This is a genomic window from Aminobacter sp. DSM 101952 (assembly GCF_001424795.1).
Lineage (GTDB): Bacteria > Pseudomonadota > Alphaproteobacteria > Rhizobiales > Rhizobiaceae > Aminobacter > Aminobacter aganoensis.
In genome coordinates this window covers 160,982-184,694 of the sequence record NZ_LMCL01000001.1, presented here as the reverse complement: position 1 = coordinate 184,694, position 23,713 = coordinate 160,982, and the positions used below count along the sequence as shown (strand labels likewise).

Annotated in this window: 23 protein-coding genes, 1 tRNA gene and 1 riboswitch; of the genes, 14 read left to right on the top strand and 10 right to left on the bottom strand. The window is 64.4% G+C overall.

The genetic code is table 11. The features are described from left to right. Positions 1 to 285: 285 nt before the first annotated feature. The 3 genes from proS to ASC75_RS00890 are packed head-to-tail and all read left to right on the top strand — an operon-like array spanning position 286 to position 3,583. Complete coding sequence (proS, locus tag ASC75_RS00900; protein WP_055970600.1) at positions 286 to 1,614, top strand: proline--tRNA ligase; 1,329 nt, start codon at positions 286 to 288, stop codon at positions 1,612 to 1,614. Continuing rightward, entirely contained in the window at positions 1,611 to 2,897 is a 1,287-nt protein-coding gene (locus ASC75_RS00895) for a lipoprotein-releasing ABC transporter permease subunit (protein WP_055969339.1), read from the top strand. The genes proS and ASC75_RS00895 overlap by 4 nt, the downstream gene beginning before the upstream one ends. Next, positions 2,897 to 3,583, top strand: coding sequence for an ABC transporter ATP-binding protein (locus ASC75_RS00890; protein WP_055969337.1), 687 nt, complete (start codon positions 2,897 to 2,899; stop codon positions 3,581 to 3,583). The genes ASC75_RS00895 and ASC75_RS00890 overlap by 1 nt, the downstream gene beginning before the upstream one ends. Before the next feature lie 457 nt (positions 3,584 to 4,040). On the opposite strand, the gene lipB is transcribed toward ASC75_RS00890, so the two are convergent. Then, a complete protein-coding gene (gene lipB / locus ASC75_RS00885; protein WP_055969334.1) occupies positions 4,041 to 4,781 on the bottom strand; it encodes a lipoyl(octanoyl) transferase LipB in 741 nt (246 codons plus the stop codon). Between the two features lie 208 nt (positions 4,782 to 4,989). On the opposite strand from lipB, the gene ASC75_RS00880 reads away from it, so the two are divergent. Continuing rightward, positions 4,990 to 5,074 (top strand) — tRNA-Leu (locus ASC75_RS00880). Between the two features lie 244 nt (positions 5,075 to 5,318). On the opposite strand, the gene ASC75_RS00875 is transcribed toward ASC75_RS00880, so the two are convergent. The 3 genes from ASC75_RS00875 to ASC75_RS00865 all read right to left on the bottom strand — a co-directional run bounded on the left by ASC75_RS00875 (position 5,319) and on the right by ASC75_RS00865 (position 8,885). Continuing rightward, entirely contained in the window at positions 5,319 to 5,816 is a 498-nt protein-coding gene (locus ASC75_RS00875) for a hypothetical protein (protein WP_156381055.1), read from the bottom strand. A 227-nt stretch (positions 5,817 to 6,043) separates the two neighbouring features. Further along, a complete protein-coding gene (locus ASC75_RS00870) occupies positions 6,044 to 6,250 on the bottom strand; it encodes a hypothetical protein (RefSeq protein WP_055969328.1) in 207 nt (68 codons plus the stop codon). Between the two features lie 295 nt (positions 6,251 to 6,545). Next, positions 6,546 to 8,885, bottom strand: coding sequence for a heavy metal translocating P-type ATPase (locus ASC75_RS00865; RefSeq protein ID WP_055969325.1), 2,340 nt, complete (start codon positions 8,883 to 8,885; stop codon positions 6,546 to 6,548). A gap of 73 nt (positions 8,886 to 8,958) precedes the next feature. Here ASC75_RS00865 and ASC75_RS00860 point away from each other — a divergent pair, with 73 nt between their 5' ends. The 3 genes from ASC75_RS00860 (at position 8,959) to ASC75_RS00850 (ending at position 11,583) form a co-directional block, all read left to right on the top strand. Next, positions 8,959 to 9,381: a helix-turn-helix domain-containing protein gene (locus ASC75_RS00860; RefSeq protein WP_055969323.1), complete on the top strand. Its 423-nt coding sequence runs from the start codon at positions 8,959 to 8,961 to the stop codon at positions 9,379 to 9,381. A 126-nt stretch (positions 9,382 to 9,507) separates the two neighbouring features. Further along, positions 9,508 to 10,932: a magnesium transporter gene (gene mgtE, locus ASC75_RS00855; protein WP_055969319.1), complete on the top strand. Its 1,425-nt coding sequence runs from the start codon at positions 9,508 to 9,510 to the stop codon at positions 10,930 to 10,932. A 264-nt stretch (positions 10,933 to 11,196) separates the two neighbouring features. Continuing rightward, positions 11,197 to 11,583, top strand: a complete 387-nt coding sequence (locus tag ASC75_RS00850; RefSeq protein WP_055969316.1) for a MerR family DNA-binding transcriptional regulator — start codon at positions 11,197 to 11,199, stop codon at positions 11,581 to 11,583. 292 nt (positions 11,584 to 11,875) lie between these two features. Here the strand turns inward: ASC75_RS00850 and ASC75_RS00845 are convergent, their stop codons facing one another. Together ASC75_RS00845 and ASC75_RS00840 are read right to left on the bottom strand one after the other, a co-directional pair. Next, positions 11,876 to 12,352, bottom strand: a complete 477-nt coding sequence (locus tag ASC75_RS00845) for an isoprenylcysteine carboxylmethyltransferase family protein (protein ID WP_055969312.1) — start codon at positions 12,350 to 12,352, stop codon at positions 11,876 to 11,878. Further along, positions 12,349 to 13,347 carry a DUF1624 domain-containing protein gene (locus tag ASC75_RS00840; RefSeq protein WP_055970599.1) on the bottom strand — a complete coding sequence of 333 codons (999 nt, stop codon included), beginning with the start codon at positions 13,345 to 13,347 and terminating at the stop codon, positions 12,349 to 12,351. The genes ASC75_RS00845 and ASC75_RS00840 overlap by 4 nt, the downstream gene beginning before the upstream one ends. 112 nt (positions 13,348 to 13,459) lie before the next feature. Between ASC75_RS00840 and ASC75_RS00835 the strand changes: the two genes are divergently transcribed. The 5 genes from ASC75_RS00835 to cobO all read left to right on the top strand — a co-directional run bounded on the left by ASC75_RS00835 (position 13,460) and on the right by cobO (position 16,519). Then, positions 13,460 to 14,149, top strand: a complete 690-nt coding sequence (locus ASC75_RS00835; protein ID WP_055969309.1) for a gamma-glutamylcyclotransferase — start codon at positions 13,460 to 13,462, stop codon at positions 14,147 to 14,149. Positions 14,150 to 14,216: 67 nt separating this feature from the next. Further along, positions 14,217 to 14,414, top strand: a riboswitch (cobalamin riboswitch). 34 nt (positions 14,415 to 14,448) lie between these two features. After that, a complete protein-coding gene (locus ASC75_RS00830; RefSeq protein ID WP_055970598.1) occupies positions 14,449 to 14,625 on the top strand; it encodes a CbtB-domain containing protein in 177 nt (58 codons plus the stop codon). 16 nt (positions 14,626 to 14,641) lie between these two features. After that, entirely contained in the window at positions 14,642 to 15,400 is a 759-nt protein-coding gene (locus tag ASC75_RS00825) for a CbtA family protein (RefSeq protein ID WP_055969306.1), read from the top strand. Continuing rightward, positions 15,393 to 15,902 carry a bifunctional adenosylcobinamide kinase/adenosylcobinamide-phosphate guanylyltransferase gene (cobU, locus tag ASC75_RS00820; protein WP_055969303.1) on the top strand — a complete coding sequence of 170 codons (510 nt, stop codon included), beginning with the start codon at positions 15,393 to 15,395 and terminating at the stop codon, positions 15,900 to 15,902. The genes ASC75_RS00825 and cobU overlap by 8 nt, the downstream gene beginning before the upstream one ends. Then, positions 15,902 to 16,519 (top strand): cob(I)yrinic acid a,c-diamide adenosyltransferase, encoded by a 618-nt coding sequence (gene cobO / locus ASC75_RS00815; protein WP_055969300.1) that lies wholly within the window; start codon positions 15,902 to 15,904, stop codon positions 16,517 to 16,519. Before cobU ends, cobO begins: the two co-directional genes overlap by 1 nt. Before the next feature lie 11 nt (positions 16,520 to 16,530). Here cobO and cbiB read toward each other — a convergent pair whose 3' ends face one another. Then, positions 16,531 to 17,496 (bottom strand): adenosylcobinamide-phosphate synthase CbiB, encoded by a 966-nt coding sequence (gene cbiB, locus ASC75_RS00810; protein WP_055969296.1) that lies wholly within the window; start codon positions 17,494 to 17,496, stop codon positions 16,531 to 16,533. Here cbiB and cobD point away from each other — a divergent pair. Next, positions 17,495 to 18,553, top strand: a complete 1,059-nt coding sequence (gene cobD, locus ASC75_RS00805; protein WP_184117356.1) for a threonine-phosphate decarboxylase CobD — start codon at positions 17,495 to 17,497, stop codon at positions 18,551 to 18,553. The genes cbiB and cobD overlap by 2 nt on opposite strands. Then, positions 18,550 to 19,053: a tyrosine phosphatase family protein gene (locus tag ASC75_RS00800; RefSeq protein WP_055969290.1), complete on the top strand. Its 504-nt coding sequence runs from the start codon at positions 18,550 to 18,552 to the stop codon at positions 19,051 to 19,053. The genes cobD and ASC75_RS00800 overlap by 4 nt, the downstream gene beginning before the upstream one ends. A 162-nt stretch (positions 19,054 to 19,215) precedes the next feature. On the opposite strand, the gene ASC75_RS00795 is transcribed toward ASC75_RS00800, so the two are convergent. The 3 genes from ASC75_RS00795 to ASC75_RS00785 all read right to left on the bottom strand — a co-directional run bounded on the left by ASC75_RS00795 (position 19,216) and on the right by ASC75_RS00785 (position 23,712). Continuing rightward, positions 19,216 to 20,019 (bottom strand): creatininase family protein, encoded by an 804-nt coding sequence (locus ASC75_RS00795; protein WP_055969287.1) that lies wholly within the window; start codon positions 20,017 to 20,019, stop codon positions 19,216 to 19,218. Positions 20,020 to 20,089: 70 nt separating this feature from the next. Next, positions 20,090 to 22,534 (bottom strand): FAD-dependent oxidoreductase, encoded by a 2,445-nt coding sequence (locus ASC75_RS00790; RefSeq protein WP_055969283.1) that lies wholly within the window; start codon positions 22,532 to 22,534, stop codon positions 20,090 to 20,092. Continuing rightward, on the bottom strand, positions 22,531 to 23,712 hold the full coding sequence (locus tag ASC75_RS00785; RefSeq protein WP_055969279.1) for a pyridoxal phosphate-dependent aminotransferase: 1,182 nt from the start codon (positions 23,710 to 23,712) through the stop codon (positions 22,531 to 22,533). Before ASC75_RS00785 ends, ASC75_RS00790 begins: the two co-directional genes overlap by 4 nt. Position 23,713: the final 1 nt, after the last annotated feature.

Below are 23,713 nucleotides of genomic sequence, written 5' to 3'. Positions count from 1 at the left end.
TTGACCGCGTAGGAGAGCGGATTTTTCTCCGCCCTCTCGGTTATCGGGGCACATTAGACCAAGCCGAAATGAAATGTCACGCAGAATTTTGCTTCGGCAAGAGCAATCCTGTGCTGCAATGCACAATTGTTTGGCAGGACGAGCGGGGCAACGCGACAGGTCATTCTGACGCTGCGTCGAAACGGCGTGCGCGGGTTTCCATTCGGCCATGAAATGGCTATGAAGCGCGTTCAAGCAAGCCTTTCCCGTGCCGATTCCGGCATCATCGTTTTCATGGAACATTCGATGCGTCTGTCGCGCTATTTCCTGCCTATCCTGAAAGAAAATCCCCGCGAGGCGGACATCATTTCCCACCGGCTGATGCTGCGTGCGGGCATGATCAGGCAACAGGCGGCCGGCAGCTTCTCCTGGCTGCCGCTGGGCAAGCGCGTGCTGGACAAGATCTGCCGCATCGTGCGCGAAGAGCAGGATCGTGCCGGAGCGCTTGAAATTCTGATGCCGACGATCCAGTCGGCCGACCTGTGGCGCGAAAGCGGCCGCTACGACGACTACGGCAAGGAGATGTTGCGCATCAAGGACCGGCACGAGCGCGACATGCTGTTCGGCCCGACCAACGAAGAGATGGTGACGGAAATCTTCCGGTCCTACGTCAAGACGTACAAGGACCTGCCGCTCAACCTCTACCATATCCAGTGGAAGTTCCGCGACGAGGTGCGCCCGCGCTTCGGCGTCATGCGCAGCCGCGAATTCCTGATGAAGGATGCTTATTCCTTCGACCTCGACTTCGAGGGCGCCAAGGCCGCCTACAACAGGATGTTCGTCTCCTATCTCCGTACCTTCACGCGGATGGGCCTGCAGGCTATCCCGATGCGTGCCGATACCGGCCCGATCGGTGGCGACCTGAGCCATGAGTTCATCATCCTGGCCGAAACCGGCGAAAGCCAGGTGTTCTGCCACCGCGATTACCTGGCGCTGCCAGTGCCTGGCGCCGAAACCGATTTCGGTAATGACGGCGAGATCGACGGCATCGTCAAGCAGTGGACGACGCCTTATGCGGCGACCGAAGAGATGCACGACGAAGCGGCCTGGGATGCAGTGCCCGAGGCCGACAAGGTGTCGGCGCGCGGCATCGAGGTCGGCCACATCTTCCACTTCGGCGAGAAGTATTCCAAGCCGATGGGCGCCAAGGTCATGGGCCCCGACGGCAAGGAGCATTTCGTCTCGATGGGCTCCTACGGCATCGGCCCGTCGCGGCTGATCGCCGCGATCATCGAGGCGAGCCATGACGAGAACGGCATCATCTGGCCGGAAGCGGTGGCTCCGTTCGACATCGGCCTGATCAACATGAAGGTCGGCGACGCCGAGTGCGACCGGATCTGCGACGAGGCCTACAAGGCCTTCGAAGCCGCTGGCAAGGACGTGCTCTATGACGACACCGACCAGCGCGCCGGCGGCAAGTTCGCCACCGCCGACCTGATCGGCCTGCCGTGGCAGGTCATCGTCGGTCCGCGCGGTGCTGCTGCCGGCGAGGTCGAGATCAAGAACCGCAAGACCGGCGAGCGCGAAACGCTGCCGGTGGCTGCCGCACTCGCCAAGCTGGGCGCCAAGGCATGAGCCAAGTGACGGCGGCCAAGCCAGCCGGAGCCGGGCCGTTCTCGGTGTTCGAGCGCATGGTGGCCTGGCGCTACCTGCGTTCGAAGCGCAAGGAAACGGTGATCTCGGTCATCGCCTCGATCTCGTTCCTCGGCATCATGCTCGGCGTCGCCACGCTGATCGTGGTGATGGCGGTGATGAACGGGTTTCGCGCCGAACTCCTGACCCGTATCCTCGGCGTCAACGGCCATCTGGTCGTGACCGCGATCGATACGCCGCTCGAGGACTATTCGGCGGTCGCCGACCGCATCAACGGCGTTGCCGGCGTGAAATATGCCATCCCGCTGGTCGAGGGCCAGGTGCTGGCACAGGGCAATGTCGGCGCGGGTGCCGGCGCGCTGGTGCGCGGCATCAGGGGCAGCGACCTCGGCAAGGTGACGCTGGTCGCCAACAACATCAAGCAGGGCTCGATCGTCGGCTTCGACGAGGGCGAGGGCGTCGTCATCGGCAAGCGCATGGCCGAGAACATGGGCCTGGTGCTGGGCGATTCCATCCGGCTGATCTCGCCAGACGGCGACGTCACGCCGATGGGCACGACGCCGCGGGCGAAAGCCTATCCGATCTCCGGCATCTTCGAGGTCGGCATGTCCGAGTATGACAGCTCGATCGTCTTCATGCCGCTCAACGAGGCCCAGCTCTACTTCAATTCCGAAGGCAAGGTCGGCTCGATCGAGATCTATGTCGACAATCCCGACGATGTCGATGCGCTGAAGACCAAGGTGGAGGAGGCGGCCCAGCGGCCGATCTTCCTGACCGACTGGCGCCAGCGCAACCAGACCTTCTTTTCCGCGCTGCAGGTCGAACGCAACGTCATGTTCATGATCCTGACGCTGATCGTGCTGGTCGCGGCGCTGAACATCATTTCAGGCCTCATCATGCTGGTGAAGGACAAGGGTCACGACATCGCCATCCTGCGCACGATGGGCGCGACGCGGGGTGCCGTCATGCGCATCTTCTTGATGACGGGCGCGGCCATCGGCATGACCGGCACCATTGCCGGCGTGCTGCTCGGCGTCGTCATCTGCCTCAATGTCGAGCGCATCAGGCAGTTCTTCTCGTGGCTGTCGGGCACGGTTCTGTTCAATCCCGAGCTCTATTTCCTCAGCCAGCTGCCGGCCAAGATGGATGTGAGTGAGACGGTATCGGTGGTTCTCATGGCGCTTGTGCTGTCGTTCCTCGCGACACTGTTTCCGGCATGGCGGGCGGCAACGCTCGATCCGGTCGAAGCGCTGAGGTACGAATGATGGCCACTGAAGCCGTTATCGAACTCAAGAGCGTCGAACGCCATTACGAGCAGGGCTCGCGCAAGCTGACGATCCTGAATGACGCCAACTTCTCGCTCACGCCGGGCGAGATGGTGGCGTTGGTGGCGCCGTCGGGCGCCGGCAAGTCGACGCTGCTGCACACCGCCGGCCTGCTGGAGCGCCCGGACGGCGGCGACGTCATCCTGAACGGACGCGCCTGCGGGCGGCTTTCGGACGACGAGCGTACCGCGATCCGCCGCAACGACGTCGGCTTCGTCTATCAGTTCCATCACCTGCTGCCCGAATTCTCGGCGCTGGAGAATGTGATGATGCCGCAGCTGCTGAAGGGGCTCAGCCCTGCCCAGGCGAGCGAGCGTGCGGCGCAACTGCTCGACTACATGAAGATCGGCAAGCGCGCCGAGCACCGGCCGTCCGAGCTCTCCGGCGGCGAGCAGCAGCGCGTGGCGATCGCACGAGCGGTGGCCAATGCGCCGCTGGTGCTGCTGGCCGACGAGCCGACCGGCAATCTCGACCCGGTGACGGCAGGCTATGTCTTCGACGCGCTTTCGGCGCTCGTCAGGCAATCCGGTCTGGCGGCGCTGATTGCCACGCACAACCACGAACTGGCCGGGCGCATGGACCGCCGCGTGACGCTCGCCGAGGGCAAGATCGTTCCGCTGCGCTAGCTGCGGGCGGTCACCCCGGGCGCCTATTCCTGCAGACTTCACTTCAATGCCGGTGATGGCTGACGCGCGTTCGTTAACGCGCGGCGGTGGTCGTTCGCGCGCATAAACCCTTCATTTACTGTCGAATCGCTCGGCGCGAACGCCGGCGCCCGAATGCAATTGGCGCACGTTGACATTTGAACAAAAATAGAACAAATTACGAACATATTAAAAACAGGAGCGACAGATGGCTGAGCTGGTACAGGATGTCATTTCGATGGTCTGCATGAGCACCTTCCTCGTCACCATGGCGATGTGGATCGGCGCACTGTGATTGAATGCCGGTTCGGCCTCTTTTCGATGGGGTTCTGAACCGATGAGGAATGCGGCACCGGGACATATCCCGATGCCGGAATGAGCCGAGGGCTCGACACTGCGCTTGAAGCCCGCCGCAATGTTGGGGGCGGCAGGCGGGTTCCTAGGCGGTCTTTCGGACGCTCTCGGCGATCATGTCTGCCGGTCCGAATATCTCTTCGAACGCCGCCTTGAGCGCAACGTCGAGGTCGCTCATCGTCACCGGCAGGCCAAGGTCGACAAGGCTGGTGACGCCGTGGTCGGTGACGCCGCAAGGCACGATGCCGGAGAAGTGGCCGAGCTCGGGTTCGACGTTGATGGCGATGCCGTGGAAGCTCACCCAGCGACGCAGGCGTATGCCGATGGCGGCAATCTTGTCTTCCGCGGGTGAACCGTCCGGCAGGGCCGGGCGGTCGGGTCTGACCACCCATACACCGACCCTGTCCTCGCGGCGTTCGCCCTTCACGTTGAAGGCGGCGAGCGCCAATATGATCCAGGCCTCGAGTGCCGCGACGAAGGCGCGCACGTCCTCGCGCCGGCGCTTGAGGTCGAGCATGACGTAGGCCACACGCTGGCCGGGGCCGTGATAGGTGTATTCGCCGCCGCGGCCGGTCTTGAAGACGGGGAAGCGGTCGGGCTCGACCAGATCCTGTTCCTGGGCGCTGGTGCCGGCGGTGTAGATCGGCGGATGCTCGACCAGCCAGACCATCTCGCCGGCGCTGCCCTGGCGAATCGCGTCGGCGCGCTCTTCCATGATCGCGAGTGCCTGGTCGTAGGGGGTAAGGCCGGGTTCGATTCGCCATTCGACCGGGGCTGAGCCGGGAAGGGCGAGAAACGACGTGGCGATCAGGCTGCGTTCGGTCATCTGGACGGTCCGTTCTTCGGCCTGATATGGCCGCTTGCGGCCAAAACGTCCAGTCCCCGCGCCCGGAAAGCCGGCTATTGCCTGAAGTGGCGGCGTCTTCCGCAGCGGCAAGCAAGAATGATGGACGAATATCGCACAGGGCGCTTGTTTCCCCGGAAACGATTTGCTACATGCCGCGAGCCGGTTCGGACCGGCCCTTCGTGACAGTGCGGTCGTGGCGGAATTGGTAGACGCGCAGCGTTGAGGTCGCTGTGGGGCAACCCGTGGAAGTTCGAGTCTTCTCGACCGCACCATCACTTTTCAGGTGAATACCAAATCACCTGAGCGAGCCGTTCCATCCAGGATGAAACAGCTTGAGCCACCCCGGGGCTCGCCGGTGTTTTCAGGAATTACAGAGAGTTGCGCAGCCTTGCTGCCGTTGATTGCGGCGTCCTGGGATGCCAGCCGCCCAAGGGCTGGGCATCGTGTCGGTTCCGTAGCCGCGACAGCAGCGCTTCGGAAGTGAACGGATGTCCTGAAAGCTCGATGCGAGGCCAGCTAGTTGCGGGTCAGCTCGATTGTCGCCGTCACGACCTTCTTTCCTGTCTGGGGATGCGGTTCGATGGTGACGATCCGCATATGCCTGGTGCCGACGCTTGCCAGTTGCATGCTGGCGACGCGCGAGCCGGAGCCCTTGTCCGGCCAGATGATCTGGAGATTGAGCGTGTCGCCGGTGCGGGTGCCGGAAAGCCGCGCGGCACCACGCCTCGAACCGACATATGAGCCGGTGTAGCGCCTGCCGTTGGCTTGAAGATCGACACCTATGCGGCGGGAGAACATGACTTTAGCGCGGCAGGCGCCAGCGAGGTTGAGGGCCGTGCCGTAGGCGCGGGAATCGAGGCTGCAGGAGACGGAAAGCGGCATCGCGCCGGGTTTCAATCGTACCTGTCCGCCACCATGCCAATTGCCGGAAAGAGCTTCGAGAAAGGCATTCTCGTCCGCAATCGCTGCGGAGGAGGTGAACATCGCCAGAAGAAGTGCCAATGCCGAGGTCATCATGTCGCCGATCTTTTCGAAAGGCCTGCTCCATCCGGAGCGGACGACTGCTGGTCCGGCGAACTTATGGGGTGTGGGCAAGGTTGTCAAAATGCCCGGCCCAGCCTGATGCCGATTGCGGGGCCGGGGCAAGAAGGATGCCGAGTTGTCCGGGGCAGTGCGGCCAATGGTGCATGATCTGCCGCAAGTGAGCGGTGACGGGGCTGGCCCGTCACCGTCGCTAGGCGTTACAGGTCGACGCCGGCAAGCTTGGTCATGAGCTGTTGCCGGTCGTCGGCGGACTTGAGGCGGATCGTCAGGCTCTCGCTCTTCACCGGAACCTGAGGCGGCAGGCTGACGTCGATATCGGCCGCGTGTTGTGCCGCCCAGTCCTTGAAACGAGGCAGCTTGTTTGCGCCGCTGATCGGGAAGGTGAAGCTGTATTTGAAGGTCATTTGAACAGTCCAAAGGAATGCCGCGGCAACGAGCGGCGCGCGACAACGCAGCAGATCGCTCGGCCGGGACAGGCAGATTCGTGATATGGTGAGGGTGTCGCGTTCCTGGTGCCGCTCTTGCTCTCGCAGGTAGTGGCACCAGGCTATCAGCCTATTTGGAGGCCGCCTTTGCAGATGACGAGGATGGCAAAGGATTTTTGCATGGCCGATATCTCGGCCATATGGGCAGGATTGTCAAACGGGCCGCCCGGGTCTGACCCGGGCGGCCCGCAGGACGGTCATTTCTCCGGTCGCTTCACCGGCCGCGCCAGGCGAGCAGCCGCATGGCGTTTGCCGTCACAAGGACCGTCGCGCCGGTGTCGGCCAGGATCGCCGGCCACAGGCCGGTGAGGCCAATGATCGTCGTCACCAGGAACACGGCCTTCAAGCCGAGCGCGATGGTGATGTTCTGGGTGATGTTGCCCATCACCGACTTCGAAAGTGCGATCATGTCGGGGATATCGCTGACGCGGCCATGGAGGATGGCTGCATCGGCGGTTTCCAGCGCGACGTCGGTGCCGCCGCCCATGGCGATGCCGAAATCGGCGGCCGCAAGGGCAGGGGCGTCGTTGATGCCGTCGCCGACCTTGGCGACCACCTGGCCCTGCTGCTGCAATTCGCGAACGATGCGCTGCTTGTCGTCGGGCAGCAGGCCGGCTCGTACCGAGATGCCGAGGCTCTTGCCGATGGCACGTGCGGTGGCCTCGTTGTCGCCGGTCAGCATCACCGTTGCGATGCCTTCGTCCTTCAGCCTCGCAAGGGCGGCGATGGCGTCGGGACGCGGCTCGTCGCGCATGGCGATGAGGCCGATTGCCTTGCTGTCGACCAGAAGCACCGAGACGGTCTTGCCCTCGGCATTGAAGGCCGCAATCCGTTCCTTGTGCTCGGCGCTGAGAGCGGCGAGATCGTCGGCGGCATTCGGGGAGGCGAGGAACACCTCTTCGCCGCCGACCTTGGCCGTGACGCCCTTGCCGGCGACGGCCTTGGCAGCCACGGCCGGGGGCACAGGCACGCCGTCGGCCTTGGCGCGGCCGAGGATGGCAACCGCCAGCGGGTGGCTGGAGCCGGTCTCGAGTGCTGCGGCCAGCGACAGGACATTTGCCTCGGAACGGCCGATGGCGACGATGTCCGTCACCTTCGGCTTGCCTTCGGTCAGCGTGCCGGTCTTGTCGAGCGCGACCGAGGTCACCCGGCGCATCCCTTCCAGCACGGCGCCACCCTTGAGCAGCAGGCCGCGGCGCGCGCCAGCGGACAGGCCGGCGGCAATGGCAGCGGGTGTCGAGATGACCAGGGCGCAGGGGCAGCCGATCAGCAGGATGGCGAGGCCCTTGTAGATCCATTCCTGCCAGTCGCCACCGGCAACCAGCGGCGGCATGACGGCGACCAGCGCGCCGACGACAAGCACCGCGGGCGTGTAGTAGCGCGAGAAGCGATCGATGAAGCGCTCGGTCGGGGCCTTGCTCTCCTGGGCCTCCTCGACCAGCTGGATGACGCGGGCGATGGTGTTGTCGGCAGCGGTTGCCGTGACACGAACCTTGAGCACGGCGTCGGTGTTGATGGTGCCGGCAAAGACGGCGTCGCCGACGCTCTTCAGCTTCGGCACGCTTTCGCCGGTGACAGGCGCTTCGTCGAGCGTGCTCGAGCCTTCGACGACGGTGCCGTCGGCCGCGACCCGGTCGCCGGGGCGAATCAGGATCACCGAGCCGAGCGCCAGCGAGTCGGCTGGGACTTCACGCGTCACGCCACCTTCTTCGACCAAGGCGGTCTTAGGGACGAGGTCGGCTAGGCCGCGGATGCTGGCGCGGGCGCGGCGGGCAGCAACGCCCTCGAGCAGCTCGCCGATGAGGAACAGCAGTACCACCATCGCCGCTTCCTCGGTGGCACCGATGAAGACCGCGCCCACGGCGGCGATCGTCATCAGCGTCTCGATGGAGAAAGGCGTGCCGGTGATGGCGCCGGCATAGGCGCGGCGGGCGACGGGGATCAGGCCGACGGCCAGCGCCACCAGGAAGGCCCAGTGTCCGATCTGCGGCATCAGCTGACCGATGGCGTAGGCGGCGACAAGCGCCGTGCCACAGGCGATGGTCATCTTCGCCTTGCGGGTTTTCCACCAGGGGCCGTCATCGAGGTCGAAGTGGTTGTGGCCCGCGTCGGCAGGTTCGTCATGGGCAGCAACACCGCCGTGGCCGTGGCCCGTGTGATCGTGACCCGAGTGGTCGTGCTTGTGATCATGCCCGGAATGGTCGTGTCCCGGATGGTCGTGGCCTGAGTGATCATGACCTGAATGGTCATGCCCCTTGTGATCATGATCGTGGCTGCAGCCCGGGCCGTGCTCGTGCGCCTTGGCCTTCGGTTCCGCGGTCCGCGCCGCGCCCAGCGAAGCGACGGAATAGCCGAGCGCCTTGACCTGCCGCGAAATCTCGGTGGTCGGGGCCGGGCCGCGATGCGACACCGTCATGGTGCCTGCCGAGACCGAGATGCCAACTTCGGTAATCCCGGGGAGGCGGGTCACCGCGTTTTCGATCTTGGTCGCGCAGGAGGCGCAGTCCATGCCACCGACGCGAAAGCGCGTCCTGCCGATGCTGGCATCGTTCATTTCAAGTCCTTTCAATCCTATATGACCTGATGCTAGAATCTCTAGCCACTAGAGGATCAAGAGGTTTTTCGAGATGAACATTCCGATTGGCGAACTGGCCCGGCGCACCGGCGTGAAAGTGCCGACGATCCGCTTCTACGAGCAGATCGGGCTGATTGCAGCGCCACCGCGCACCGAGGGCAACCAGCGCCGCTACGGCAAACCGGAGGTCGATCGGCTGAACTTCATCCGCCATGCCCGCGAGCTTGGGTTCGAGGTCGAGCACATCCGCGGGCTTCTCGCCATGTCGCAGGAACCGCAGGCGTCGTGCCATCAGGCCGACAGCATCGCCAAGGCGCATCTGCTGGAGGTGGACAGGCGCATCGAACGGCTCCAGGCGCTGCGCGGCGAGCTGTCGCGGATGATCGATGAATGCGGCCACGGCCGTATCTGCGACTGCCGCATCATCGAGGTGCTGGCCGATCACAGGCAATGCGCAAGCGAGCATGTGGCGTGATTGGAACAGGGTGGAAATGGCTGATCCGCGAGGCCTGATCGTGCGGTATTTCATTTGATATTCCGACCCTTGGCGGGCTAGGGATAACCCACCTCGAATCCCGAAATCCGCAAGCGGGAAGCGCCGATGGAAGCCCGACACGACCATATGCACGGCGCCGACGCCGCTGATTCTGTCCGCGCCGAAATCTACGGCGAGGATGGGGCCATACTTGCGTCGTACCTCGCCCATATCGGCGCGGCGATCGCAGATCGCGACACGCTGTCGCTGAAGCGCGACGTCTCTGGCCTCCACCAATCCGAACTCGGCGACCTGCTGGAGGCGTTGCTGCCCGAACAGCGGCTTGCACTGGTCGAGTTGATGGGGTCCGATTTCGACTTTTCGGCGCTGACCGAGGTCGACGAGGCGATCCGCCTCGACATCGTCGACAACCTTCCCAACGAGCAGATTGCCCAGGCCGTCCAGGAGCTCGATTCCGACGACGCTGTCTACATCCTCGAGGATCTCGACGCCGAGGACCAGAATGAGATCCTGGCGCAACTGCCGTTCACCGAGCGTATCAGGCTGCGCCGCTCGCTCGACTATCCCGAAGAATCGGCCGGTCGCCGCATGCAGACGGAATTCGTCGCGGTGCCGCCGTTCTGGACCATTGGCCAGACCATCGACTATCTGCGCGACGACAAGGATTTGCCCGACCAATTCAGCCAGGTCTTCGTCATAGACCCGACCTTCAAGCTGCTTGGGGCTGTCGATCTCGACCAGATTCTGCGCACCAAGCGCGCGGTCAAGATCGAAGAGGTGATGCACGAGACGCGGCACGCCATTCCCGCGACGATGGACCAGGAAGAGGCGGCGCGCGAATTCGAGCAATACGATCTGCTGTCCGCCGCCGTCGTCGACGAGAACGAGCGGCTGGTCGGCGTGCTGACCATCGACGACGTGGTCGACGTCATCCAGCAGGAGGCCGAAGAAGATCTTCTGCGCATGGGCGGCGTTGGCGACGAAGAGCTGTCGGACACCGTCGCCGCCACCTCGCGCTCGCGCGTGCCCTGGCTTTTGGTCAATCTCGGCACCGCCTTCATTTCGGCGTCGGTGATCAGCCAGTTCGGCGCGACCATCGAGGAGATGGTGGCGTTGGCCGCGCTGATGCCTATCGTTGCCTCGCTCGGCGGCAATGCCGGCACGCAGACGATGACGGTGACGGTGCGGGCGCTCGCCACGCGCGATCTCGACATCTACAACGCCGGCCGGGTCATCCGCCGAGAGGTGATGGTCGGGCTGCTCAATGGCGCGGTGATTGCGGCCATCCTCGGCCTGGTCGCCGGTCTGTGGTTCCACAATCCCGACCTGGGCTTTGTCATCGCCGCGGCGATGGTGCTCAACATGCTGGCGGCGGCACTCGGCGGCATCCTGATTCCGCTATTGCTCGACAAGGTCGGCGCCGACCCGGCGATTTCGTCATCGATCTTCACGACCATGATCACCGACGTGATCGGCTTCCTTGCCTTCCTCAGCCTCGCGACATGGTGGTTGCATCTCGGCGGCGGATGACACCGAAATCCGGGTTCGGCTTTCGCCGGGGCCTTGCCGGAATCGCAACTCTGGCGTGTCCTCGGCGTGTGCGATCGAGCGGATTATTGCAGGCTACAGAGACGGTCGAGTTCAATTGACTTTTACGTAAATCGCGTGCGAGACTCCGCGCGGATCAACCATGGTCCTTGCCGCGTGGCGCTTGCTGTCACCGGCACGTTCGCCTCGGCTAGTGCCCGGCATGATTTTGAGGCGGGGCGGTCTTGCTCGCGGGGTGGAGGAACGATGCGGGAATATTATTCGATCACCGAACTGACCCGCGAATTCGACATCTCGACGCGGACCTTGCGCTTCTATGAAGATGAAGGGCTGGTGCAACCGGTGCGTCGCGGCCGGACTCGGCTGTTCCGGCCGTCCGACCGGCATCTCATTCGCCAGATCATGCGCGGGAAGCGCCTTGGTTTCTCAATCAACGAGATCCGCGAGATCATCCAGATGTATCGCGAGCCGCCCGGCGAGGTCGGCCAGCTCAAGCTGATGATCAAGCGCATCGAGGAGAAGCGCGAGGATTTGCGCCAGAAGCGTCGCGACCTCGAGGAGACGCTCGCCGAACTGGACCAGGCCGAAGAATCCTGTGTCGAGCGGCTGGTGGAACTGGGCGTCAATACCTGACGTGGGTTGCGTGAGCTGCGGCGGTTGGAGGGTTGTGCGTCCTTCGACAAGCTCAGGATGAGGACCGTTGGCGTTGCCGGCAGGTGTTGACGGTCAGCGCCTTCGATTCTGGCTGAAAATCAGAGCCTTCGATTCTTCTTGGGGTCGCAGTCTTAGGGGTCGCAGTCTTGAGTGCAGCGCCTACGGTCCTCATCCTGAGGCAGCGCCTACGGTCCTCATCCTGAGCTTGTCGAAGGACGCACGACTTGGCCGCCGCCATCAATCAAGCGGATTGCCGAAAACGGGGAACGCGTCAGATCCAGCGGCGGACCTTCTTCGCGTAGTCGATGTATTTCTTGCCGAAGCGCGCCTGCAGGTGCTTTTCCTCGCGCTCGATGGCGAGCTTCTGGGTTGCGAAAGCGGCGATCAGTGCCAGGAGGATGAACCAGAGGCTGCCGCTGACCATGCCGATGCCGATCATCAGCAGCGTGTTGCCGAAGTAGATCGGGTTGCGGGTGAAGGAGAACGGCCCGTTCGTCACCAGATGGTCCGATGCCTTGTCAGGCCGGATGGTGGTGTTGCCACGCTTCAGGGCGCGCATCGCCGACACCTCGATCGCGACAAAGCCGGCGATCGCCAGCCAGCCGGCGGCAAACAAGAGATCCGAGATCGGCTCGGTGATCCAGGGCAGCGGATAGAGCAGTCCAAGCACGATGGCGATGGCAATCGCCAGCAGGTAGATGATAGGCGGCCATGGCACCCGGTTGGGGGCTGCCTTGATGTCGGTCATTGCGATCCTCCCGATGGTATTTCGCCGTCCGTCCTTGCGGTGCACATGGCGGCGGTGTCGCCGACACGCGACTTCAGTTCAGGGCTTTGGTCGCTGGCATAGAGGCGGTCGAGCGAATCGTCCTTCTGCAGCTCGTCGAGCATGCAGACACAGTAGCGCGTGCAGAAATCGGTGTCGCGGCTTTGCTCGCACGAGATCTGGCAGGACTTGAGGAAGCCGACTTCGCGGGTTTCGACGGGTGCCGGGAAGACCTGCGCCCAGGCCCAGACCAAGGAAATCAGCACGGGCTGGTGGATGAGGTAGAAGGCGAGGCTGTGGCGGCCGAAGAAGTCGAGCGGTTTCGACCAAGTGCCGGGTTTCAACTGCGCCAGCCGGTCGTACAGGCCGGATTTCAGCGCCAGCCCGGCAACGCCCATGCCTGCCAGAACCGCACCGAAGAAGGGGAAGACGGGCACGAAATCGTTGGAGCGCGGGGCAACGGTGTTAAGGCCGATCCAGAGCAGGGCCGGGTGGTTGAAGGTATCGTTGCGCAGATAGATCGGCGCCAGGATCACCAGCACGGCGGCGGCCAGCGTCAACAGCGGCGGCAGGCGCAGGAACGCGAGGCCGACGACGCTGGCAAAGGCGATCTGGTGCAGGATGCCGAAGAAGATGAAAGTGTTGGGCATGGCGAACCATGTTGCCACCGAAATTGCCGTGGCGGCGGTAACCACCATCGCCAGCCGCTTGCGGAAACCGCGCCAACGGATGCCTTTTGCGTGGGCAAGGACGAGGCTTACGCCGACAAGAAACAGGAAGCTCGACGCAATCGAGCGGGCGAACAGCTTCCAGCCGCCGAAGGCGGTCATGCCAGGGTCGGCATAGCCGAAGAACTCGAGATCCCAGGCGAAATGGTAGACGGCCATGGCGACGAGGGCCACGCCACGGGCAATGTCGATCACCTTAACGCGCGGTGTCCGGGCTTGAAGTTGGTCGGTGGTCGGTTGCATCGTCATGGCCATTCGCTTGGGCTTCGGGTGTTTCGCCGCCCATGCAGCACTATCATGGTTGAACCGCGGCAAGAGAGGGACTAGCCAACGTCATGCACAGGGTTCGGGGATGCCTGCAATGAACGGTCGTGTGATGTCGCTGACCGAGGAACTGGTGGCACTTTGCCATCGTGAGGTGGCTGATGCCGGCCCCGATCCTGATGCGCAGCACCTCGACGATGCCGATTACGAACGCATGATCGACAAGACGCTTGCCGCCTATCCCGGCAATGGGCCGCTGTGGCTGTTTGCCTATGGCTCGCTGATCTGGAAGCCCGAGGTCGAACACACCGACGAAAGGGTGGCGCTGGCGCGCGGTTGGCACCGTTCGTTCTGCATCAACATGACCCGCTGGCGCGCCACAAAGACTGAGCCCGGGCTGATGATGGGCATGGATCGCGGCGGCCAATGCAAGGGCGTGGCGCTCAGGCTGACGGACGGCGACCGGCGCGAGCAACTGGACAAGCTGTTTCGCCGCGAGATGACGCTGAAGCCCTCGACCTACAAGCCGCGCTGGCTGAACCTCGCCACCGATGAGGGGCCGTTGACCGCACTCGCTTTCGTCATCAACCGTCAAGGCCATGCCTATGCCGGGGCGCTTGGCGAGGACGAGGTCGTAAAGCGTCTGGCCACGACCTGCGGCCACTGGGGCTCGGCCGCCGACTATCTCTACAATGTGGTCAAGAACCTGGAGCAGCGTTCCATCCACGACCGGCATCTGTGGCGGCTGCAGCACCTGGTGGCCGAACGAATCACCGCGCGCGGCTGATCGCAAGAACGCCGCATTCGAGCGCCGCGGCGTCGGAATTTGGTTTGCCGCCCAAGCCATTTGTTTCTATAGTTGCGGCGTCGTCGGTTCCGTTACGGAATCAAGAGGGAATGCGGTAAGGTCCATTAGAGGGTCCGAAGCCGTGGCTGCCCCCGCAACTGTATGCGGCTAGTCCTCCCCAAATGCCACTGAAGCTTGCTTCGGGAAGGCGGGGAAGGGTGCCAATCCGCAAGCCAGGAGACCTGCCGGCGACAGGCACTTATCTCTGTGCCCTCGGGTGGAGGGCGAAAGGACTTATGATGAACACTGTTTCTGCTCTCGGCACCGACGTCTCCTCGCAGTCGCGTATCATGCAGCTGGCTCTTGCCGCGCTGCTCGGCCTTTTCGTTGTTGGCTTCCTCGGGTTCTCGCACATGGAAGTGGTGCACAATGCTGCCCACGACTATCGCCACTCGATGGCTTTCCCCTGCCACTAACGAAAGCAAGCCAACCATGTCCGTCTTTCGCAACGTCGTGTTCATCGCGGCGATCAGTGGCCTATTGGCCGGCGTGATCCTTGCTGCGCTCCAGACCTATTCAACCGATCCGCTGATCTTCAAGGCGGAGACCTATGAAAACGCCGGCGGCCACGACCACGGCGCGGCACCCGTGGCCGGTACCGAAGCGACCGCGCCTGCTGCCGACGCACAGGCTGTGGCGCCGGCCGAGGAAGAAGCGTGGGCGCCTGCCGACGGCTTCGAGCGTTTCGCTTACTCGGCGCTCGCCAACATCGTCAGTGGCATCGCTTTCGGACTGATCCTGGTCGCCGTCTCCGAGTTTGCCGGCGGCATCGCCAACTGGCGCCAGGGCGTGTTCTGGGGTTTTGCCGGCTTTGCCGTCTTCACATTGGCGCCTGGTCTCGGCCTGCCGCCGGAACTGCCGGCCATGCCTGCCGCCGATCTCGTCTCGCGCCAGATATGGTGGACGCTGACTGTCGTGGCCACCGCTGCTGGCCTCGCGCTGATTGCCTTCAAGCAGTCGTTGCCGCTGGCTGTCCTCGGCGTTGCGCTGATCGTCGCGCCGCACATCGTCGGGGCGCCGCAGCCGGAAAGCCATGAGTCACCGATCCCGGCCGACCTGCACCACAGCTTTGTCGTCGCTGTCACCATCTCCAACCTGGTGTTCTGGGTCGTGCTGGGCGCGGTGGCAGGCTACGTGCGCAATCGCTTCATGAGCGAACCCGCACAGTCGCTGAACGGTCGCCTTGCCTGAGACGCTGACCTTCCTGCTCGGCGGTGCGCGCTCCGGCAAGAGCGCGCATGCCGAGCGGCTCATCACGCAAATTCCTGCTCCGTGGACCTACATCGCCACGGCGCAGGCCTATGACGACGAGATGCGCGAGCGCATCTCGATCCATCGTGATCGCCGCGGCGAAGGCTGGCAAACGCTCGACGCACCGCTGGATATCGCGGGCGCGCTTGGCAGCGTGCCCGAGGGCGCGCCGGTGCTGGTCGACTGCCTGACGCTCTGGCTCACCAATCACATGCTGGCCGATCACGATGTCGAGGCCGAATGCGCCGCCCTCGCGGACGTGCTGTCGCGCCCGCGAGGGCCGTGGTTCGTGGTCTCCAACGAGGTCGGGCTCGGAATCGTGCCCGACAATGCACTGGCCCGTCGCTTCCGTGACGATGCTGGCCGCCTCAACCAGAAGGTGGCGGCCGTGGCCGACGCGGTGCTGTACATGGTCGCCGGTCTGCCGATGAAGGTGAAATGATGAAGACGATCGACGAACAGGAAGCTGAGCGCCACCGCGCCAAGATGGCCAAGCGGAAGGCGGTGCAGGATGCCGAGGTGGCGGGAAAGACCATCGTCGAGAAGGGACTGCTGATCGTCAACACCGGTCCCGGTAAAGGCAAGTCGACGGCGGCCTTCGGGCTGGCGCTGCGCATGCTCGGCTATGGCCATCGCGTCGGCGTCGTGCAGTTCATCAAGGGTGCCTGGCATTCCGGCGAGCAGGACGCGTTTGCCGCCTTCGGCGACCGCGTCGTGTGGCACACGATGGGCGAGGGCTTCACCTGGGAGACGCAGGACAAGATGCGCGACATTGCTGCTGCAGAGGCTGCCTGGGCGAAAGCGCAGGAGCTTTTGGCAGACCCGAGCATCTCACTCGTCGTGCTCGATGAACTCAACATTGCGCTGCGCTATGACTATCTCGATCTCGATGCTGTCGTCTCGACGCTCAAGGGCCGGCGCGAGGGCCTGCATGTCGTGGTCACTGGCCGCAACGCCAAGCCGGCACTGGTCGAGGCTGCCGATCTCGTCACCGAAATGGGCGCTACCAAGCATCACTTCGCTGCCGGCGTGAAGGCGCAGAAGGGGATCGAGTTCTAGCTTTCGGTGCGTCAGAGCCAGATGGCGAGGCCGACAAGGCCGATGGCGACGACAAGGATGGCGTCGGCCGTCCAGTAGAGGCGCAGTGCCGAGCGGATGTCCTGGGCATTGGCCTCGCGGCGGCCGCCCGATCCCATGAAGGCGTCCTCGACCATCACGCCGCCATAGGCGCGCGGGCCGGCAAGGGCGAGGCCAAGCGCGCCGGCCATTGCGGCCTCGGGCCAGCCGGCATTGGGCGAACGGTGCTTGTTCGCGTCGCGCCAGACGGCTTCCCATGCCGTCTTCGGGTCGGCACCGGGTATGAGGAAGGCGGCCAGCACGATGGCGAGCGCGGTCAGGCGTGAGGCCGGCAGATTGACGAGGTCGTCGAAACGGGCCGCCGCCCAGCCGAAGGCCTCGTGCCGCTTGGTGCGGTGGCCGATCATCGAGTCGGCGGTGTTGGCGGCCTTGTAGGCAGCGCCGCCGGCGAAACCGCCGATGGCGAGCCAGAAGGCAGGGGCGGTGATGCCGTCGGAGAAGTTTTCGGCCAGGCTCTCGATGGCCGCGCGGCTGACGCCGGCTTCGTCCAGGCGCTCGGGGTCGCGGCCGACGATCTGGGAGACGGCCTTGCGGCCGGCAACGATGCCGCCGCTGTCGAGCGCGTCGGCGACCGCCTTGACGTGGCTGCCGAGGCTGCGTTGGGCGACGAGGCTGGAGGCGGCGATGGCGGTGAGAAGGATGCCTAGAGGCAACAGGCCGAACAGGCGTTCGATGGCGAAGGCGATCGTGGCGGGCACAAAGACGATGACGACGAGCGCGGCCACGCCCCAGAAGCGGCGCTGAGCGTCGGTATCGGTGGCTCGGTTGAGGCTGGTGTCGAGAAAGGATATCAGATTGCCGATCCAGATCACCGGATGGCCGATCTTGCGAACCAGCCGGTCCGGGTAGCCGAGACCGAGTTCAACCAGAAGCGACAGGAAGGCGAGCGGAAAAGACATGACGCTTCTTGCAGGACGTAGGACAGGGACCGTGGACCACGGTGGCAGCCTGGAACGGGCGAGGGCGCTGTTTCCGGGAGCGCCCGAGCCGTTCGTCGACCTGTCGACCGGGATTAATCCGAACTCCTATCCGCTTTTCGAGCTGCCTGCCACAGCCTTGTCGCGTCTGCCCGAACCGGGCCGCGCGCGCGACCTCGCAGCCGTTGCCGCCACCGCCTATGGCGCGCCCTCGGCGGCCAATTTGGTGCCTGCGCCGGGCACCCAGATCCTCCTGCCGCGCATCGCCTCGCTGGTACGGCCGGGCCGCGCCTTCGTGCTCGGGCCCACCTATCAGGAACATGCCCGCGCCGCGGCGATTGCAGGCCATCAGGTGGCCGAGACAAGGGAGTTCGCCCAGCTTTTCGAGGCGGAACTCGCCGTCGTGGTCAATCCGAACAATCCCGACGGCCGCGTCGTCCAGCGCAAGGACCTGCTCGAACTCGCAGCCAGCCTGCGCGCGCGCGGCGGGCTGCTCGTGGTCGACGAGGCGTTCATGGATGTCGGGCCGCAGGCGCAGAGCCTTGCCGGTGATGTCGACATGGGTGGTCTTGTCGTTCTGCGCTCCTTCGGCAAGTTTTATGGGCTTGCCGGCATTCGGCTTGGGTTTGCGCTGGCTCACCCCGATATCGCTGGACGGCTGGAGGAAGAGCTGGGGCCGTGGTCGGTGGCGGTGCCGTCGCTGGAATACGGCATCAAGGCGCTGTCGGACGTGGACTGGCAGCGCGAGATGCGGACGACGCTGGCGCATGCCGCGCACCGGCTCGACCAGGCCTTCGCCCGCGCCGGTGTGATCGTTACCGGCGGCACATCGCTGTTTCGCCATGTCGACATTCCCGACGCCGTTGGGCTGTTCAAAGCGCTGGGGCGCGAGGGCATTTTGGTGCGCAGTTTTGCCGACCGGCCGACGCAACTGCGCTGCGGCCTCCCGGGGCACGAGGTCGAATGGCGCAGACTCGATGTGGCCCTGGGCGATTGGGCGCAGGACCGGGAAGCGACCAAGAAGGAGGCGGCGCGGTGATTTATGTCTGCCCGTTGTCGAAGGTCGACGAGACGGTCACCCGTATTGGCGCCGAACGGCTGATCTCGCTGCTCTCGGCCGGCACGGAGATGACCCGGCCGTTGGCAATTCGCGCCGAAAACCACCTGCTGATGAACATGCATGACATCGCAGCCGAGCAGGATGGCATGACACTGCCCGGTGAGGCGCATGTGCGGCAGTTGCTGGACTTCGCCCGCGCCTGGGACCGCTCGCGGCCGCTGGCGATCAACTGCTGGGCCGGCGTCAGCCGCTCGACGGCGTCCGCCTACATCATCGCGGCAGCGCTCGATCCGTCGCGCGATGAGGCCGAGCTTGCCGCGCTGTTGCGCCGGCTTTCGCCGACCGCGACGCCCAATCCAAGGCTGATTGCGGTGGCCGACCAGATTCTCGGGCGCGACGGGAGGATGGTGACCGCCATCGCTGCCCTCGGCCGCGGTGCAGATTGCTTCGAGGGTGTGCCGTTCGGGTTGGAGGTTTAGCCCGTAGATGACGAGCGCACCAAATCCTCATGGTGAGCCTGTCGAACCATGGGTTTTGGGGTCATCAGATATGGCGCTCGGCGTCCTCGTGGTTCGACAGGCTCACCATGAGGACTACTGAGCTGTATTCGCCTGATGGCGGGCGAGCACGAAAACAAGTCTCTAAGCGATCCACTCTGCCAGCTTGGCCTTGCGGATGTCCTGCAGCAGGCGGACGAAGCCCTTGGCCTGATGGCCTGCCGTCAGGCGACCTTTTTCGGCGGTAGCGATAGCCGCATTGCCGACGACGCCATGTGGATTGAGATCGGAAGCAATCCACGAGAATCCGTGCGGGCCATGCGAACGCAGCAGGTCGAACGCGCCTTCGGCACGCTCGAAGCTCGAGGAAAAATCCTGCGCCTTGGCCATGTCGACCAGTTCCGGCCGGAAATGCAGTATCAGCGAGGTCTCGAGGTCGCCGCCATGGATACCGAGCTGCATTTCGCGGGCAGGGTACAGACCGTCGGGCGTGCCGAAACGGCCCCAGCTCGAGCGCACCGAGAGCGCGCCGTAACGCACGCGCAGTTCGCGCGAGGCGATGCCCATCACCTCCTCGTTGCCGCCATGCGAGGTGACGAACACGAACTTGCGGATGCCCGACCGGGTAATCGATGCGCCGAGTTCGGTCCAGGCGTCGACCAGCATGTTGGCCGGCAGGCTGAGCGTGCCGGGCGCATGGATGTGCTCGTCGGATTTTCCAACCGCCTGGATCGGCAGGAAGCGGGCGTCGAGATCGTCGGGCATATGGGCGAAGGTCTCGGCCAGCATGCCCTCCATGATGGCGAGGTCGGTCGAAACCGGCAGGTGCGGGCCGTGCTGCTCGATCGCGGCGACGGGGATGACGGCGATCGTCGCCTCGGGGTCGATCGCCGCAAAATCGGCCGCCTTGAAGTCGCCCCACCAGACGCGTCGCTGCTTTTTCGTCACTGTCTGGCCTCGCCGCATGAAACTCGCCTCCGACTGAATATGTCAGCGCGGGCGATTTTGTAAGAGGCGGTTACATTCGGACGCGCTCGGCCTTCGGGTCATACATCGGCTTGAGCGAGGCCTCGGCGGCGAAACGCTCGCCGGCGATCTCGATCTCGTAGCTGGAGCCGAGCACATCGGCTTCCGTTTCGTTGGCGCAGGGCACGTAGCCGAGGCCTATGGCGCCGCCGAGATGGTGGCCGTAGTTTCCCGACGTGATCGTGCCAACGATCCTGCCATCGCGGACGATGGCTTCGTTGTGAAAGAGCAGTGGTTCGGGGTCCGCCAGGCGGAACTGGACCAGTCGGCGGGTAAGGCCGGCGTCGCGCTTGCGCAATACCGCATCGCGGCCGATGAATTCGCCCTTGCCTGATTTCACCGCAAAGCCGAGTCCGGCTTCCAGGACATGGTCCTCGTCGGTGATGTCGTGACCGAAATGGCGGAACGCCTTTTCGATGCGGCAGGAATCGAGCGTGTGCAGACCGCAGAGCTTCAGGCCGAGATCGGCTCCGGCGTCCTCGATCGCCTCGAACACGTGCGCCGCCTGGTCGGTCGAGACGTAAAGCTCCCAGCCGAGCTCGCCGACATAGGTGACGCGATGGGCGCGGGCGAGGCCCATGCCGATCTCGATCTCCTGCCAGGTGCAGAACGGATTCTTGTCATTGGAAAAATCGTTGGGGCTGACCTTCTCGAGCAGTTCCCGCGAGTTCGGCCCCATCAGGCAGAGCACGCTCTCGGAGGCCGTCACATCGGTGATGACGACGAACGCGTCGCCCAGATGTTTCCGGAACCAGGCGAGGTCGCGCTGCAAGGTCGCGCCAGGGACAACGGCCAGGAAGGCAGTTGGCGAAAGGCGGGTGACCGTCAGGTCGCTCTCGATGCCGCCGCGCTGGTTGAGCATCTGAGTGTAGACGATTTTTCCAGGCTCGACGTCCATGTCGTTGGCGCAGAGGCGCTGGAGATAGGCCAGCGCGTCGCGGCCCTCGATCCTGATCTTGCCGAAGGAGGTCATGTCGAACAGGCCGACGCCGTTGCGGACGGCGAGATGTTCGTCGCGCTGGTTGTCGAACCAGTTCTGCCGCTTCCAGGAATAGCGATACTCGCGCTCCTGGCCCTCGCGGGCAAACCAGTTGGCGCGCTCCCAGCCGGCGACTTCGCCGAAAACGGCGCCGCGCGCCTTCAGATGCTCGTGCAACGGCGAGCGGCGGATGTTTCGCGACGTCGCCATCTGGCGGTAGGGGAAATGGTCGGCGTAGAGCAGGCCGAGTGTCTCCGACACGCGCTCCCTGAGGTAGCTGCGGTTTTTCTGGAACGGCTGGGCGCGGCGGATGTCGACCTCCCACAGGTCGAAGGGCGCCTCGCCATCGTGGATCCACTGCGCCAGCGCCATGCCGGCACCGCCCGAGGAGACGATGCCGATGGAGTTGTAGCCGGCGGCGACCCAGTAGCCGCCGAGTTCCGGCGCTTCGCCGAGATAATAGCGGTCGTCGGGGGTGAAGCTCTCGGGACCGTTGAAGAAGGTGTGGATGCCGGCGGTTTCCAGCATCGGCATGCGGTTGACGCCCATTTCGAGGATTGGGGCGAAATGGTCCATGTCCTCGGGCAGTTGGTCGAAGCAGAAGTCCTCGCGGATGCCGTCCATGCCCCAGGGCTTGGCCACCGGCTCGAAGGCGCCAAGCATCATCTTGCCGGCGTCTTCCTTGTAGTAGGCGCACTCGTCGGGCACCCGCAGCACCGGCAGTCGGCCAAGGCCGGGGATGGCCTCGGTGACGAGGTAGAAATGCTCGCAGGCATGCAGTGGGATGGTAACGCCGTTCTGCGCGCCGAGTTCGCGCGCCCACATGCCCGCGCAGTTGACGACGATATCGGTGTCGATGGTTCCCTGCTCGGATCCTTGCGCCCAGGACACGCCAGAGACGCGGCCATCTTTGGTATGAACCTTTGACACCTTGACGTTCTCGACGATCCTGGCGCCGCGCTGGCGTGCGCCCTTGGCCAAGGCCATGGCGATGTTGGCCGGATCGCACTGGCCGTCGAGCGGCAGATGCACCGCGCCGACCACGTCGGCGACGTTGAGATGCGGGTACATCTGCTTGACTTCGCTAGGTGAAATCTCGCGCACGTCGACATTGAACGCGCGCGCAAGCGACGCCTGGCGGTAGATCTCGTGCTTTCGCTCCTCGGTCAGCGCGACCGTAATGGAGCCGACCTGACGCATGCCGGTGGCGACCCCGGTCTCTTCCTCCAGCTTGACGTAGAGGTCGGCCGAATATTTCGCCAGCCGCGTCATGTTCTGCGACGCCCTGAGCTGTCCGATCAACCCCGCCGCGTGCCATGTCGTGCCTGATGTGAGCTGCTTGCGCTCCAGAAGCACGATGTCGGTCCAGCCGAGCTTCGCCAGATGATAGGCGACGGAGCAGCCGGACACGCCGCCGCCGATGATGACGGCGCGGGCGCGGGCGGGGATTTCGGTCATGCGGCCGTTCTCTCGTAGCTGTTGGCAAAGCGCCTCAGGCGACCGGCGGCCTCCATCAGTACGTCGTCGGGTTGGCACAGGCTGATGCGGATGTGACCCGAGGCGGCGTCGCCGAAGCTCTTGCCCGGCATGACGGCGACCTTTTCCCTTTGGAGCAAGTCCCAGGCGAACTTCTCGCAGTCAGGCTCGATAGCGCTGACGTCGAGCATGACATACATGCCGCCTTCCGAACCGCGCACGGTGACGTTGTTCAGGCCGCGCATCTGGTCGATGAACAGCGTGCGGCGGCCGGCATAGGTGGCCGCGATCTGCTCGACGCCGAAATGGTTTTCCAGCGCCTCGATCGCCGCACGGCTGACGAAGTCGGTCAGGCCATAAGTGGTGACGAGGTTGAGGTTGATCACCAGCGATATGAGATCGGCAGGGGCAGTGAGCCAGCCGATGCGCCAGCCGGTCATGCCGTGGCTCTTGGACATCGAATTGATGACCAACGTGCGCTCGGCCATGCCGGGCAGGGCCCTCGGCGAGACATGCTCGCCACCACCGAGCGTCCAGTAGACCTCGTCCGACAAAAGCCAGAGGTCGCGGCGGACGCAGCGCTCGGCGATCTCCTCCAGGCATTTCCTGCTATAGACGGCGCCGGTCGGGTTGTTCGGCGTGTTGATGAGGATCGAGCGCGTGTTGGGCTTCAGCGCCTTTTCGATCTCGTCAGCGCGCGGCTGGAAGCCGTCGGCGGCGTGCGCCTCGACCACGGTGTAGCTGGCACCGGCGGCGCGGAAGGTGCCGGGGTAGGTGGCATAATAGGGCGCCACGACCACGGCGTGATCGCCCGGATCATGCGTTGCCTGGACCGCGGCGTAAAGTGCGGCCTGGCCGCCGGGCGTGGCGATAATCTCCGAGAGCGCGGTGTCGATGCCGGTGCAGCGGGTCGAGATCTTGGCCATGGCGGCGCGCAGGCGCGGCAGGCCGGGAAGTTGCGTGTAGTGGTGGTAGCCGGCGCGGACTGCGTCGACGCAGGCTTCGACCGTCTCCGACGGCGTATCGAAGTCGTGGTCGCCGACCGACAGCATGATGATGTCGTCGCCGGCCTGCTTGCGTGTCATGGCGTCAAAATGCACTTCCCAGCCGTCCTTGCCAGACGGGACGATGCCGGAGATGCGGGAAGAGGGCTTCGGCATG